This is a genomic window from Parafrigoribacterium mesophilum, assembly GCF_039652555.1.
Lineage (GTDB): Bacteria > Actinomycetota > Actinomycetes > Actinomycetales > Microbacteriaceae > Parafrigoribacterium > Parafrigoribacterium mesophilum.
Map to the genome: position 1 here is coordinate 321,470 of NZ_JBDJAF010000001.1, position 14,168 is coordinate 335,637.

Genomic DNA, 14,168 nt, shown 5'->3' on the forward strand with positions numbered 1-14,168 from the left:
CCGCTGTGCCACCCAATAGTCAGTCAAGGGCAGCACGTGCGTCGCCCGTAGAGTCGAAAGTCCCGGGTCCGCGTCGGAGGCCGCGAAAAGCGCCACCACCGGGGGCGGGGATCTCCCGCAGACAGGGATATTTAGTTCTCGTATCTCCGCAACTGCGGTGCTATGGTGACCACCATGACGCAGTATCGGATCAGTGAGGCGGCAAGGCTGCTCGGTCTCAGTGATGACACGGTACGTCGTTGGGTGTCCAGCGGCATCCTGACGGCGGTCCCTGACGAGTCGGGCAGGCGGGTCATCGAGGGCGCCGACCTCGCGGCGCGCGCCAAATCGATTGCCGTTCTGCCGCGCGATCCTTCCGGGGTGGAAAGCAGTGCCCGAAATCGGCTGGTGGGGCTGGTTACCGACATCACCGCCGATCAGGTGATGGCACAGGTCGAACTGCAGTGTGGACCGCATCGGATCGTGTCGCTCATGTCCAGCGAAGCGGTGCAAGACCTGGGGCTGGAGGTCGGATCGCTTGCTGTCGCGGTCGTGAAGTCCACCATGGTTATTGTCGAGACACCCAGGGAGCAGCCGTGACGCACCGGCGGTACCGGCTGGCTGCCGTCTTCTCTGCCGCGGTTCTGCTTGCCGGATGCAGCAGCCCAGCACCGGCGTCGAGCGATCCGACTCCGGAAACCTTCCACACTCCCGCACTCTCCGGCGAACTGACGGTGGTCGCCGCCGCATCCCTCACTGGGTCATTCGACAAGCTCGCTGCGGAATTCGGCGCCGACAACCCTGGCGTCACTGTGAAACCGGTCGTCTACGACGGCTCCTCTACCTTGGTCACCCAGCTGTCAGAGGGCGCGGTGGCCGATGTGTTCGCCTCCGCGGATGAGACGAACATGAGGAAGGCGTCCGACGCCGGGCTGATCAGCGGTGAGCCGACGACCTTCGCCAGCAATACCCTGCAGATCGCCGTCGCACCGGGAAATCCGAAGGGCATCACCGGCCTCGCCGATCTGGCGAAGTCCGATCTGCTCGTCGTGCTCTGCGCACCGCAGGTGCCGTGCGGCGCGGCGTCGCACAAAATCCTCAACCTCGACGCGGTCGCGGTCACTCCGGTCAGTGAGGAGCAGAACGTGAAGGGCGTGCTGACCAAGGTAGCCGCGGGCGAGGCGGATGCCGGCCTGGTGTACCAGACTGACGTTGCGGCATCCAATGGTGCCGTCGACGGGGTGGCGATCGCCGGGGCCGAGCGGGCCGTCAACAAGTACAGCATCGGTATCCCGCGCAGCGCTGAGGACGCGAAGGTTGGACAGGCATTCATCACCTGGGTGCTGTCGGAGGCCGGTCAGCGGATTTTGAAAGCGTTTGGCTTCGGACGCCCATGAGGCGCGCGGTTCACGGCACCGTCCCTAGAGCGGTCACCGCGCTCGGTATCGTTGGCCTCGCGATCCTGATCCTTCCTCTCCTGGGGCTATTCACCCGGGTGGACTGGCGCACCGTGCCGGCCGCGATTACCTCCCCAGAGGCACTCAGCGCGCTACGGCTCTCGCTGGAGACCGGGGCGACGGCAACGGCGCTCTGCCTGCTGGTCGGCATACCGTTGGCGGTGCTCATCGCCCGCAGTGGCCCGCGGGTGGGCGGGCTGCTGCGGGCCCTGTCGACTTTGCCACTGGTACTTCCGCCACTGGTCGGCGGCGTCGCGCTGCTCTACCTGCTCGGCCGGAACGGACTCGTCGGCAGCTCGCTGGCCGTGCTGGGCATCCGAATCCCGTTCACTACCGCCGCTGTGGTCATCGCCCAGACCTTCGTCGCCCTCCCGTTCCTCGTCATCTCGGTCGAGGGAGCGTTGCGCACCTCGGGTACGCGCTTCGAGGCGGTTGCGGCGACTCTCGGGGCGCGGCGCTGGACCGTCTTCCGCCGGGTCACCCTCCCCCTGGTTTTTCCCGGAGTTATCGCGGGCACCGTGTTGTGCTTCGCTCGGGCACTCGGCGAATTCGGTGCCACCGCCCTGTTCGCCGGCAACGCCCCCGGCATCACGCGGACCATGCCGCTGGCCATCTACACCGCCTTTAATGGCGCCGGGGTGTCCCAGAACTCCGCGATCGCCCTGGCCCTGCTTCTGGTCGTCGTCGCCATCGTCATCCTGTTGCTACTACGCAGCTGGCGAGCGGAGCCAGTGCGATGAACGCGACGCTTCAGGCCCGGATGACGGTGCATCGCAAGGATTTCACCCTGGATGCCGACGTGTGGTTGCACGCGGGAGAGGTGCTCGCCCTGCTCGGGCCGAACGGCTCGGGCAAGTCGACGCTGCTGGCGGTGCTTGCCGGCCTCCTGATTCCGGATGCCGGGACCGTGACCGTGTCTGGCCGAATCCTGACCCGCTGCGCCGACGGCCGCCCGCTGCTGGTGCCGCCGGAGCACCGCAGCATCGGACTGCTCGGACAAGACCCACTGCTGTTCCCGCACCTGAGTGCGCTGGATAACGTTGCGTTCGGGCCGCAGTCGCAGGGCACACCACGGGATGCGGCCAGAAAGTTAGCGGCGACCTGGCTCGCCGCAGTCGATCTGGCCGGCTACGAGCAGCGCCGCCCGGCGCAGCTGTCCGGCGGTCAACAGCAGCGAGTCGCCTTGGCCAGAGCGATGGCAGCGGAGCCGGATGTCTTACTGCTGGACGAGCCGACGGCAGCGTTGGACGTGCAGACCGCCTCCCTCATGCGCCAGCTCCTGGCGAAACGGCTCGCCGCGAAACAGGTGGCAACGATTCTCGTCACCCACGACGTACTCGACGCCATCGTGCTCGCTGACCGGGTGGCGATCCTCCAGGACGGCCGGATCGTCGAGCAGGGAGCGAAGACCCGGGTGCTCGCGGCGCCGCGCAGCCAGTTCGCGGCCGCATTGGTCGGCGTGAACCTGGTCACGGGGACCACGATAGGTGCCGGTGAGCTGGTGTTGCCTGACGGCCGCTCGATCCGCGGGCACGGCGCACAGCAACCGGCAGGCTCGGTGGCGGCCGCAGTGTTCCGGCCGGCCGATGTCAGGCTGAGCGTCGCGCCGTCAGGAGCGGGCGTCGTCAACGGGTGGATGTCCACAATCGCCGTGCTAGAGCCGTCCTCCTCCGGAGTGCGAGTGCGATTGGCCGGTGACCCGCAGATTGCGGCCGAAGTTTCGCCCGTGCTGGTAGCCGAACTGGGCCTGGAGCTTGGCATGCCGGTGTGGTTTGCCATTGACGCCGCCGACGTCACCCTCCTGCCGATGGACGCCTCGACCCGGTGAGAACCGCCCGTGGATGCATCGCCGAAACGTTCAGGCGACACATTCCTTTCCGCTCGCATAACTCAACTGCGCAGATAGGAGGCCCCGTTGGCGTCCAAAATCGCCCCGGATGACCAGGCAGCCTCCGGCGAGGCGAGCCAGAACACCGCGGCGGCGACTTCCTCCGGTGTGCCGACGCGATTGAACGGGCTCTGTTCTCGCAATGCGTCGCCCTGCGCGCCGTCAAGTTTGCCAAGCTGTCGCTCGGTGGCCACGAATCCTGGCGCAACGCAGGTGACCGAAATGGAGTGCGGAGCCAGAGCTACGGCGAGGGACTGCCCTAGTGCATGCAGGCCAGCCTTGCTCGCCGCGTATGCAGGAAACTCGGGTTCACCTCGAAACGCTCCACGCGATCCAATATTGACGATAGCTCCGGGAGCGTTGCGTTCAATGAGGTGGGTGGCGACGGCCCAAGCGAGGTTGGCTGCGCCGATCAGATTGACATCCATCATCTGACGAAAAGCCGCGCACCAGTCACCGTAGGAGGTTTCGCCGATAACGTGCCGGTTTGAAACAGTGGGCGCGACGGCCGCGTTGCAGACCAGTACATCGACAGATCCAATCCGGTCGATGGCCGAGGCCACCATCTGTCTTACCGCCACTGGTTCGCCGATGTCGCCCGTGACCAGAGCATGCCCGTCGCCCTCGAGCGAGCTCAGGGTCTGTTCGGCCCCAGGCCGGTTGGTTGCGTAGTGCACGGCGACCCGGTCGCCAGCTTTCGCGAACCGCCGCGCCACCGCGGCACCGATTCCACCCGAGGCTCCGGTAACGAGGACTGTTCTCATTCGGAGGCAACGTTCGACTCGCCCTCAACCGGACCAGCGAGGCGGACAGCTGGGCGTAGCATGTAGCTCCTTCCGACAGGACGTGTGAGTCGACCTGCGATTCTGTTCACCATCTTGGCATCGTGCATACCCGCCAACGGCGCGAGGCGTGTGCCGGAGGTTGAGACGGGAGGAAGTAGCCGAACTGTAGATGCCCTCGCTTGCCACCGCGGCGAAGATCGACGCCAGCAAGGTATGCACCAGCACCCTTCCTTAGGAATTCGGCATGGGGACCCGGACGCCGCCGGGCACATCCGAGTCCGGTGTCGCCGGCTCGCGCGGGCCCTGGTCGAGCCGGAAGGGCGGATACTCGTCGCGGAACAGCGCCGCATAGGCGATGACGCGGTAGATCCAGCGGTTGATTCCCACCAGGAGGTTGAAGATTCCCGCCGGGTAGCGGGCCGTGAACAGCAGTGCAACGCCCGCAATCAGGACCAGTGCGGCCATCACCGAGATCCCGGTGCGACCGGTGTCGGCGTTCCAACCGGAGCGCCAGAAGAAGATCGGACCGCTGACCGCGCCGAGAATCAGGTAGTGCGGAATCGCCAACAGCCACCACTTGACCAGTACCAGCCCGTTATTCAGCCGGTCCGGATAGGCGATGTCAAAATCGGCCGGGTAGTCGGTTCGCGCCAGCGTGAACGGCGGATACCGGTCGGTGCCCAGGACCGAATATGAGTAGAAACCGACCCGCCAACTCCAACGCAGCACGCCGAGGTTGAAGGTGAAGAGAGGACGCGGGTAACGGCCGGTGAAGAGTATCGCGAAGCCGGCGATCACCGTGGTGATGACGAACGCGAACCACAGGAATACCAAGATTAGGTAGTGCGGGATGGCGAGCAGCCATTTCACCAGCCATAGCCAGCGGGAGAGGTGCTCGTCGCGCACCCCATCAAGACGCGACGGGAAGCCTCCAGCGATCGCGTTCACAATGCCTGTCGGTGCACCCGTCATTACTGGCCTCGAGGGCGCCTCGGCTGGGATACGTCGGCCCAGAATGACGGCGCCGACGATAAGCATCGGAAGTCCGATGAGAAGTAGCACCACGCCGACGAGGATGAGAAAGGTGGCTAACGGCGAGATCAGGTCGCTGCGGACCGAGGCCTGAAGATCCGCGGTCACCCCCGGGGACGCGTCGGCATTCATCACCACAACACCCCACTGCCCTGGCGCGACGCTCCACTGAATCTCTTGGTTGCCGGAGCCGGCGGCGGATTCCGCCCAGAAGTCCTGCTCGGCGGGCGGTGTCGGCGTGGCCGAGCCGGGAACCTCTCGATATTCGACCTGGAAGGGGAAGTACCGGACGCTGCTGATTTCGGTGCGTTTGACATTCGCAAGGTAGTGATCGATATCGGCCTTAGGAGCAATTCCGATGAACACTTCCGAGTCGCGCGACGCGGCACTCAGCCGCACGGTGGCGATGTCGAACGGTAGATTCTGCACACCGGGAGTCATCGTGATCTCGCCTACCGTCGGCGAGGTCAGCGCGTAGGACTGGGTCGTAAAAGTCTCCGTCGGGGCCGCAAAATAGCCCTCGGCATCGCGGAACTGGTTCGCAATGGCGCCCAGGATGCCGGCGGCCAGCACCCCGGCGCCGGCGAGCGAGATCAGGATGCCGAACGCGAGAAGCAACGCGCCCAGCACGACGCCGCGGTGTGGCGCCGCCGGTTCTGTGTGAATGGTGGATGTCATGAGCACAGAGTGCCCGGCCGCATGCCTCGCAAACAGGGGCGAAAGTCCCCCAGGTTTGTTGTGAACCCGCCTGTTCTGCCATAGTGGGGAGGTTAGCTTAGCCTAAGCTAACTGGTTTTCCCCGCACATGAAGAGGTTCCGTGCCGCATAGTTCACTGGCGACAGCCGGCATTCATTCTCGCGCGGCCCTGGAGCACGGGTCCGAGCGCAGCGTTCTCCGGTTTCTCGGTGGGCGGGGCGAAGATCCCGCACTCGTGACAGGTACCGCGACGTTGTCGTATGCGGGCCTCGCCGAACGGGTGGCCGAGCGCCGAGCCCAACTCGGCACGACCCGGCGGCTCGTCATGGTGCAGGCACCGATCGCTATCGAGCCGATCGTCACCTATTTGGCTGCGCTTGCCGGCGGCCACCCGGTCATGCTGGTCGAACCGGGTACCGAGGGCTCGCCCGCGGATCGGCATCGCCGGCGCCTGATCGAGCGTTTTGATCCGGATGTCGTTGCCCTGGGTGAGGCGGATGGATGGGGTCTCGACGTTCGCCGGCCGGGAACCCGGCATGCGCTGCATCCGGATCTGGCGATGCTGGGGAGCACCTCCGGGTCCACGGGCTCGCCCAAACTGGTGAGACTGTCGGCCGAGAACCTGCACTCGAACGCCTCGGCAATCGCCGACTACCTTGGCCTGACTCCCGCCGATCGGGCGGCGACCACGTTGCCGCTGCACTACTGTTATGGGCTCTCGGTGCTCAATAGCCACCTTCTGGCGGAGGCCAGCGTACTCCTCACCGATCGATCGGTGACCGAGCAACAGTTCTGGGACGACTTCGTTGCCTTCGAAGCGACCTCGTTCGCCGGCGTCCCCCACACGTTTGACCTACTGGATGCGACCGGCTTCGCGGAGCGGTCGCTGCCCACCCTCCGCTACATCACGCAGGCCGGCGGCAGGCTCGGCGCGGACCGGATTCGCGAGTATGCCCGGCTGGGCAGGGAGCGCGGCTTCGACTTCGTCGTCATGTACGGGCAGACCGAGGCCACCGCCCGGATGGCATACCTTCCCCCGAGGCGAGCGGAGTCCAGCGCCGGCGCCATCGGCATCGCCATCCCCGGCAGCACCCTTCGACTCGATGCCGCACCCGGCGAGACTGTCGGCGAACTGGTCTTCCGCGGGCCGGGTGTGATGCTCGGTTATGCGGAAGCCGCCGCGGACTTCGCTGCAGGCCGCACGGTCGGAGAATTGCGCACCGGCGATCTGGCACGCATCCGCAAGGACGGGTTGTTCGAAATCGTCGGGCGCCTGAAGCGGTTCGTGAAGGTGTTCGGGTTGCGTGTCGACCTCGACCAGGTCGAGACCCTGCTCAGCACCGGAGGACCCCGGGTCCGTGCCGTGGGAGTGGACGACCGACTAGTGCTGTTCGTCACGACAGCCCGCCACGAGGTGCCGGTCCGCACCCAGGCAGCCAAGGTGTTGGGGCTACCCCAGCACGCGATCCATGTGCACGCGATTTCGGAGTTTCCGCTCACTTCCAGCGGCAAACCCGACAATGCCGCCCTCCGCGCGTATGCAGCGACGCGACGACCCGACCAGACGACGGATACGGAGCCGGCCAAGACCACCGCGGATGTGATTCTCGGCATCTACCGGGAACTTCTCGGTCGACCCGGGGCAACGCTCGCGGACTCGTTCGCCGGCCTGGACGGCGATTCGTTGAGCTTCGTGGAGGTCGCGTTACGGCTGGAAGAGCTCGGCGAAATACCCCGCGACTGGCCAACCATGACGGTGCGGGCACTCGCCGACTTCCTGTCGCCGGAGCGTGCGACGCAGCAAGCAGTCTCCGCACAGATTTCCGCGACGAGCGGCACGGCGTCCGGCCGGCCGGCACGTCGGCGGATGCCCCGAATCGAAGTACCGGCCATCCTGCGCGCCGTGGCCATCCTCCTCATCGTCGGTACCCATGCCGACCTGTTCCGGCTGCAGGGTGGAGCCCATCTCCTGATGGTGATTGTCGGATACAACCTCGCCCGCTTCCAGTTCGCGGCCGTCCCGGGACGATCGCGGGTCAGACCACTGCTGCGCAGTTCCGCCCACGTTGCCGTGCCTGCGGTCGTGTGGATCGGCACAGCCGGGCTGCTCACCGGGTTTTACCAGCCGGCGACCGCCCTGCTGCTGAACGGCGTTGTGGGGCAGTCCGCACACTGGAGCGTGCAATGGCAGTTCTGGTTCCTGGAGGCGATCATCTGGACCATGCTGGGCCTGGCCGTGCTGTTCGCCGTCCCGGCCATCGACCGGATGGAGCGCGCGAGGCCGTATGCCTTCGCGCTCGGGCTGGTCGGTGTGGCGCTGGCCGCGCGGCTGGTTTCCGTGCAGGGGGTCCAGGCTGGTCCGGTGGAGCGGTACATGATCGTGGCCCAGCTGTGGTGCATTGCGCTGGGGTGGCTGATCGCCCGGTCGAACACGGCCAGGGCGCGCATCGTGGCAACCGTTGTCGCACTCGCCGCGATCGCGGGCTTCTTCGGCGACCCGTTACGGGAGGGGGTCGTGCTCGGCGGAACCCTCCTGCTGATCTGGATTCCGGCTCTCCCCATTCCACGACTGGTCATACCGCTGATCGGAGCACTGGCCGGTGCATCGATGTTCGTCTACCTCACGCACTGGCAGGTGTACCCGCCATTTGAGGACACCGCGCCTTGGCTGGGAACACTGCTCTCCCTGGCGGTCGGCATCGCCACCTGGAGGCTCTACAACGTTGCGACCACGGGCGCACGCAGTTTGATCCGGCGGAAACGCAGCCAGCTCATGGGACGCTAGCCCGCCCCGAACAAGAGGCCGCGAAGGCAGGCGAATCCTGCTCGCAGTAGAATCTACGCATGCATGCAGATAACCAGGTTGGCGGGCTCGACCCGGACTCGCCATACGTCGAACTCGCCGTCGAGGTGTTCTCCATGCTGGCCGATGCCACCCGAGTACGCATCATCATGGCACTACGGGGCGCTGGGGAACTGTCGGTGAACCATCTGGCGGACATCGTTGACAAATCCCCAGCAGCCGTGTCCCAGCACTTGGCGAAGCTACGCATGGCGCGCATGGTCTCGACCAGACAAGACGGCACTCGCGTGTTCTACGGCCTCGCCGACGAGCACGGCGCTGCTCTCGTCAACGACGCGATCATGCAAGCCGAGCATTCCGTTTCGACCGGATCCCTGCCACCTCACCACCACGGACAAATCGGTGCATCTGCATGACGGTTTCCCACACGCACGGCCCTGCCGACCACCAGCACGACCACTCTGACTCCTCCTACGGCAATGGCCATGGGCACGATCACGCACACGGGGGTATTCGCGGTTTCCTGCACCACCTGTTCGTGCCACACACACATGACCCCGCCGATTCGATTGACGATGCCGTCGAAGCCAGCATCGCCGGGGTACGGGCCTTAAAGATCAGCCTGTTCGTGTTGCTGGGTACGACGGCACTTCAGTTCGTCCTCGTGCTCTTCACCGGCTCGGTCGCCCTCCTGGCCGATACGATCCACAATTTCTCCGACGCTCTAACAGCGCTGCCACTATGGATCGCGTTCGTCCTCGGCCGTCGCGCCGTCACCCGACGCTACACGTTCGGTTACGGCCGTGCCGAAGACCTTGCCGGGCTGTTCATCGTCGCGGTCGTCGCACTGTCCGCGATCGTCGCCGGCTGGGAAGCAATCAGCCGCTTCATCCACCCACAGCCCATCGAGAACGCCTGGTGGATCATCGCCGCAGGAGTCATCGGATTCGCCGGAAACGAGGCCGTCGCGTTATACCGCATCCGGGTGGGCCAAAAGATCGGCTCTGCAGCGTTGGTCGCCGATGGCATCCACGCCCGCATCGATGGCTTCACCTCACTCTCCGTGGTGATCGGAGCCATCGGCGTCATGCTCGGCTTCCCCCTGGCCGACCCCATCGTCGGACTGATCATCGCCATCTCCATCCTCGTTCTGCTATGGGGCACCGTAAAGAGCATCGGAGCCCGTCTGATGGACGCCGTCGACCCAGCGCTCGTCGACCGCACCGAGTACGCCCTCCGACATACCCCCGGTCTCGCCTCCGTGTCCTCCATCCAACTGCGCTGGGTGGGCCACCGCCTCCAAGGTGCCGCGACGATCACCGTGAACACCGACTCACTCCACGACGCATGGGACATCGCCGAACACGCCACCGCCCACGTGAAAGCGGAACTCCCCAACCTCGACTCATTCACCGTCACGAGCATCCAGGCCTAATCCAGAGTCCACGTTCAAAGAGTCAATCTGGCAATCGGGTGGGGCTCGCCTTCTGGCCCGATGCGCCGACATATCTGCTCGGATCGGCCACGAACCGGTCGTGGCAGCGGTCGGAGCAGAAGTAGTACCTGAGGCCGTCGTGCGTGTGGGTAGCTGGCGCTTGGTCTTTTTCGACCTGCATTCCGCACACCGGGTCATTGGCATACGCAGTACTCGAATCACGCCCCCTTCCGCTGCGATACCTCCACCACATGATCGCGCCGATGACGATGAAGATGACGTTGAGGTACGTGGTGTAGTTCCATGCAAAATTGGTCGGCATGATCTGCGTCGGGACGGCCGGTGTCGGGATGCGTACGAGCCGGAACAGAAAGTCAACGGCCAGGCCGGAGGCGCTCATGACGGCCCAGAATGTGAAGAATAGGCGCAACGCCAGACGCCGACCGTAAAGCTTGCCGTAGATGAGCACCAGCGGCAGGGTGATCAGGTCGGCGAATACGAACGCGATCGTGCCACCGAAGCTCAGACCGCCTTTGAAGAGCGCGGCCGCAAGAGGAACATTCCCCACCGAGCATACGAAGCTGATGAAGGCGATGAACGGTCCGACAACGACATCAACCAGATCAGCCCACAGTCCGTGCCCCGAGAAGAAGATGGCCTGATACACCGACGGCGGAACAGCCACGGCAAGAACTCCGGCGACCAGGTAGCCGATGATGAGTTCCCGTCGGAGCATGCTCAGATCCGATACCGCATAACCTGCCGCGTCTGTCCAACCGGCAGGCGAGCGAAGCCGCTTCCATAGAGATGTAACCCGGGCTGCCGTTTCCTCTGGCTGGCCCTGCGTGTCGACGACAGCAGCACGCGCATTTAGCCGTTCACGAGCTGCGGCGAGTTTGTCGGCCGGGAAGATCCGCGGTGCCAGGGCGACGAACAGGATGATCATGATCGCCCCGCCAACGAATTCTGCCAGGGCAAACTGCCAGCCGATCAACAACCAGAGCACGATTCCGAGCTCGACCACGAGATTCGTGGAGGCGATCATGAAAACGATGGCGGTGACGAAATCGGCGCCCCGTCGGAACAGTGACTTTGCCAGCGCTGCTGCGGCGTATGAGCAACTGGAACTGGCGATGCCCAGCAATCCACTTCGCACGATGGTACGCGGCCGATGATCACCCATCGCTTTTTGCATCTCACCTTTGGAGACGAAAGCCTGGACCGCACCAGAGAGCGTGAACCCGAGTATCAGAGCCCACAGTGTCCCCCAAAACATGAAGAACCCCTCGAGCAGACTCTGCCCCGCAATCGATAGAACCGTCATGAGTGCTTCCCAGGCTAGAACATTGCCGCAGGGGCAGGCTCAAGCTCGTAGGGATCCAGCGGGCTTAGATGTAACTGCAGATTCGTTCGGGGTCGCAGGCGACAGGATCAGCCGAGGCGATCCTGTCGTGATATTCGGCGATGGTTGCTCGCAGCGCCACGAGCTCGGAGATCTGCCGATCAAGGTCCGTTAGCTGTCCGGCAAGGAGGTCTCGTACGTGAATGCAGGGGGCATCCCCTGCATCTCGAACCCGAAGGATCCCGCCGATCTGGGCTAACGTGAGCCCGGCGTTCCTGCCACGGTGGATGAAATCCAGCCGGCCCACCGTCTCGTCCCCATAATCGCGGTAGCCATTGGCTGCCCGACGTGCGGGCGGGAGAAGTCCCCGATCTTCATAAAACCGAAGGGTCTTGGCCGTCATTCCAGTGGCCGCAGCCGCTTCACCAATGCGCACAATGCACCTTCCGATCTAACCCGAGGCGACCCTGCTCTTGACCTTCCACTATAGAGGAGGGTGCAGAGTATGCGGTAGGAGATCCAGTGCTGTTGTGCGAGGCGGTGCCGGTTCCCGCCTCCGACCATTTCCAGGGGAGTTAATGTCCGATCTTTCCACACCGATTTTCGACCTTGCCATCGTCGGTTCCGGCGGCGCCGCATTTGCCGCCGCTATCCGCGCCACCAACCTTGGCAAGCGGGTGGTGATGATCGAACGTGGGACGACCGGGGGGACCTGTGTGAACACAGGCTGCATCCCCTCGAAAGCCCTGCTGGCGGCCGCTGACGCACGGCAGATCGCCCGGGACTCCACCCGCTTCCCCGGCATCATCGCTTCTGCGGAGCCGGTGCACATGCCGGGGCTGATCAGCGGCAAGCGTGCGTTGGTCGGCACGTTGCGAGCCGGCAAATACGTCGACCTGATCAGCGACTACGGGTGGGAGCTACGGCACGGAGACGCCGCATTCGCAGGGACCGCTGCCGAGCCGATGCTGACAATAACCGATCAGGACGGCGCGGTGCAGACGGTACGCGCGGAACACTATCTGGTGGCCACCGGCTCGAGGCCATGGCTTCCGCCGATCGAGGGGTTAACCGATGTGCCCTACCTGACCTCAACGACCGCGATGGAACTGGAAGAACTTCCGGAATCCCTCCTAGTGGTCGGTGGTGGCTATGTAGCCCTGGAGCAAGCCCAACTGTTCGCCCGGTTGGGCTCGACGGTAACCATGCTGGTCCGCTCCAAGCTAGCCTCGGCGGAGGAACCAGAAGCATCCCGAACGCTGGCCGGCGTCTTCGCCGACGAGGGCATCCGGGTGGTCCGTCGAGCGACGGTGACCGCGGTGCGCACCGACCCGTCCACCGGCGGCCTTGTCGCAACCGCAACGGTGGATGGCGGGCAGGAGGAATTCCGGGCGAGTAAACTCCTCGTTGCCACCGGGCGCCGTCCGGTAACCGAGGGCCTGAACCTCGCGGCGGTCGGCGTCGCCGTCGGTGATAGGGGCGAGGTCGTCGTCAAGAGCAGCCTTGCCAGTACGAACCGCAGGATTTGGGCCGCCGGCGATGTCACCGGGCATCGTCAGTTCGTCTACGTCGCCGCCAACCACGGGACCCTCGTCGTTGAGAACGCATTCAATAACGCTGGCCGGGAAGTCAACTATTCCCATCTTCCCCGGGTCACCTTCACCAGCCCCGCGCTGGCCGCAGTGGGAATGACGGACCAGGAAGCCACTGGCGCCGGCATCGCGTGCCAATGCGGAGTCGTACCGTTGAAGTACGTACCTCGTGCCCTGGTCAACCGTGATACTCGCGGGTTCATCAAGATCGTCGCCGACCACAGGACCGGGCGCATTCTCGGCATCACCGCCGTCGCGAAGGACGCTGGCGAGATCGCCGCGGCCGGCGTCTACATCCTGGAAGCCGGAATGACAGTCGACCAGGTCGCCAACATGTGGAGCCCATACCTGACCATGGCCGAAGGCGTTAAACTCGCCGCCCAGTCGTACACCACCGACGTTTCCCGGCTCTCCTGCTGCGCCGCCTGACCCATCAAACGCTTTCAACACCAGCCACGAGATAGGACCCGAATCATGATGGATGCCAGCGCCGACATGGCAGAACGCCTGAACGCGAACACGACCGGTCTCGAGCCGGGGATCTGGGTTCCGCTGCTTCGCCTTTTGGCACACGGTCAACCCGTCGAGGTCTGGGATCTCGCGGCTGCCACAGGACGGACGATAACGCAGACCCGTGAGGCACTCGATGCCATCTCTGACACCGAATACGACGAGCACGGGCGGATCATCGGCCGGGGCCTGACCCTACAACCCACCCAGTTCCACTTTGAGGTCAACAAGCGACCACTCTTTACGTGGTGCGCGCTGGACACGTTGATCTTCCCTGCCATCCTCGGAACTGCGGCAAGGATCGAGTCGTCCTGTCCGGCCACCAGCACGCCGATACTGGTACACATCGATGCCGCCGGTGCAGCCAAAGCCCGACCGACGACCACCGTGGTATCCCTGATCGACACGAACCGCACGCGCTCGATACGTTCAGAATTCTGCAACCAGGTCCACTTCTTCGCCTCCGCCGAAGCGGCCCAACCGTGGCTCGAGAGCCACGCCAGCGGCTTCGTGTTACCAGTGGTAGAAGCCGGCCAGCTGGGACGGCGAATGGCGCACGCCCTCGTGGAGGAGGCAGAGTCGAAACACCCCGAGCCATTGGCCAGGCACTCCCACTATCACACCGGAAGCACACTGGAGAAATGAGGA

Annotated in this window: 13 protein-coding genes; 9 read left to right on the forward strand and 4 right to left on the reverse strand. The window is 64.7% G+C overall.

Features of this window, described 5'->3' with window-relative positions; all coding sequences use genetic code 11:
* The first annotated feature begins 174 nt into the window (after nucleotides 1-174).
* The 4 genes from ABFX56_RS01610 to ABFX56_RS01625 are packed head-to-tail and all read left to right on the forward strand — an operon-like array spanning nucleotide 175 to nucleotide 3,264.
* A complete protein-coding gene (locus tag ABFX56_RS01610; RefSeq protein WP_346231530.1) occupies nucleotides 175-579 on the forward strand; it encodes a TOBE domain-containing protein in 405 nt (134 codons plus the stop codon).
* The gene (modA, locus tag ABFX56_RS01615; RefSeq protein ID WP_346231531.1) at nucleotides 576-1,376 is read left to right on the forward strand and encodes a molybdate ABC transporter substrate-binding protein; all 801 of its coding nucleotides are present in this window, start codon (nucleotides 576-578) and stop codon (nucleotides 1,374-1,376) included. The genes ABFX56_RS01610 and modA overlap by 4 nt, the downstream gene beginning before the upstream one ends.
* On the forward strand, nucleotides 1,373-2,176 hold the full coding sequence (locus ABFX56_RS01620; protein ID WP_346231532.1) for an ABC transporter permease: 804 nt from the start codon (nucleotides 1,373-1,375) through the stop codon (nucleotides 2,174-2,176). Before modA ends, ABFX56_RS01620 begins: the two co-directional genes overlap by 4 nt.
* Nucleotides 2,173-3,264 (forward strand): sulfate/molybdate ABC transporter ATP-binding protein, encoded by a 1,092-nt coding sequence (locus ABFX56_RS01625; protein WP_346231533.1) that lies wholly within the window; start codon nucleotides 2,173-2,175, stop codon nucleotides 3,262-3,264. Before ABFX56_RS01620 ends, ABFX56_RS01625 begins: the two co-directional genes overlap by 4 nt.
* A 62-nt stretch (nucleotides 3,265-3,326) precedes the next feature.
* Here the strand turns inward: ABFX56_RS01625 and ABFX56_RS01630 are convergent, their stop codons facing one another.
* Together ABFX56_RS01630 and ABFX56_RS01635 are read right to left on the reverse strand one after the other, a co-directional pair.
* The gene (locus tag ABFX56_RS01630) at nucleotides 3,327-4,088 is read right to left on the reverse strand and encodes an SDR family NAD(P)-dependent oxidoreductase (protein ID WP_346231534.1); all 762 of its coding nucleotides are present in this window, start codon (nucleotides 4,086-4,088) and stop codon (nucleotides 3,327-3,329) included.
* Between the two features lie 252 nt (nucleotides 4,089-4,340).
* Nucleotides 4,341-5,819, reverse strand: coding sequence for a DUF4389 domain-containing protein (locus ABFX56_RS01635; RefSeq protein ID WP_346231535.1), 1,479 nt, complete (start codon nucleotides 5,817-5,819; stop codon nucleotides 4,341-4,343).
* Nucleotides 5,820-6,073: 254 nt separating this feature from the next.
* On the opposite strand from ABFX56_RS01635, the gene ABFX56_RS01640 reads away from it, so the two are divergent.
* From ABFX56_RS01640 to ABFX56_RS01650, 3 genes are read left to right on the forward strand one after another with little or no spacing between them, the layout of a single operon-like run.
* Nucleotides 6,074-8,623 carry an AMP-binding protein gene (locus ABFX56_RS01640; RefSeq protein ID WP_346231536.1) on the forward strand — a complete coding sequence of 850 codons (2,550 nt, stop codon included), beginning with the start codon at nucleotides 6,074-6,076 and terminating at the stop codon, nucleotides 8,621-8,623.
* Between the two features lie 59 nt (nucleotides 8,624-8,682).
* Entirely contained in the window at nucleotides 8,683-9,057 is a 375-nt protein-coding gene (locus ABFX56_RS01645; protein ID WP_346231537.1) for an ArsR/SmtB family transcription factor, read from the forward strand.
* Nucleotides 9,054-10,076, forward strand: coding sequence for a cation diffusion facilitator family transporter (locus ABFX56_RS01650; protein ID WP_346231538.1), 1,023 nt, complete (start codon nucleotides 9,054-9,056; stop codon nucleotides 10,074-10,076). The genes ABFX56_RS01645 and ABFX56_RS01650 overlap by 4 nt, the downstream gene beginning before the upstream one ends.
* A gap of 22 nt (nucleotides 10,077-10,098) precedes the next feature.
* Here ABFX56_RS01650 and ABFX56_RS01655 read toward each other — a convergent pair whose 3' ends face one another.
* Together ABFX56_RS01655 and ABFX56_RS01660 are read right to left on the reverse strand one after the other, a co-directional pair.
* Nucleotides 10,099-11,400 (reverse strand): permease, encoded by a 1,302-nt coding sequence (locus tag ABFX56_RS01655; protein WP_346231539.1) that lies wholly within the window; start codon nucleotides 11,398-11,400, stop codon nucleotides 10,099-10,101.
* Nucleotides 11,401-11,464: 64 nt separating this feature from the next.
* A complete protein-coding gene (locus tag ABFX56_RS01660; protein ID WP_346231540.1) occupies nucleotides 11,465-11,854 on the reverse strand; it encodes a heavy metal-responsive transcriptional regulator in 390 nt (129 codons plus the stop codon).
* 142 nt (nucleotides 11,855-11,996) lie between these two features.
* Between ABFX56_RS01660 and merA the strand changes: the two genes are divergently transcribed.
* Both merA and merB read left to right on the forward strand, forming a co-directional pair.
* Complete coding sequence (gene merA, locus ABFX56_RS01665) at nucleotides 11,997-13,439, forward strand: mercury(II) reductase (protein ID WP_346231541.1); 1,443 nt, start codon at nucleotides 11,997-11,999, stop codon at nucleotides 13,437-13,439.
* Nucleotides 13,440-13,484: 45 nt separating this feature from the next.
* Nucleotides 13,485-14,165 carry an organomercurial lyase MerB gene (merB, locus tag ABFX56_RS01670; RefSeq protein WP_346231542.1) on the forward strand — a complete coding sequence of 227 codons (681 nt, stop codon included), beginning with the start codon at nucleotides 13,485-13,487 and terminating at the stop codon, nucleotides 14,163-14,165.
* Nucleotides 14,166-14,168 lie beyond the last annotated feature (3 nt).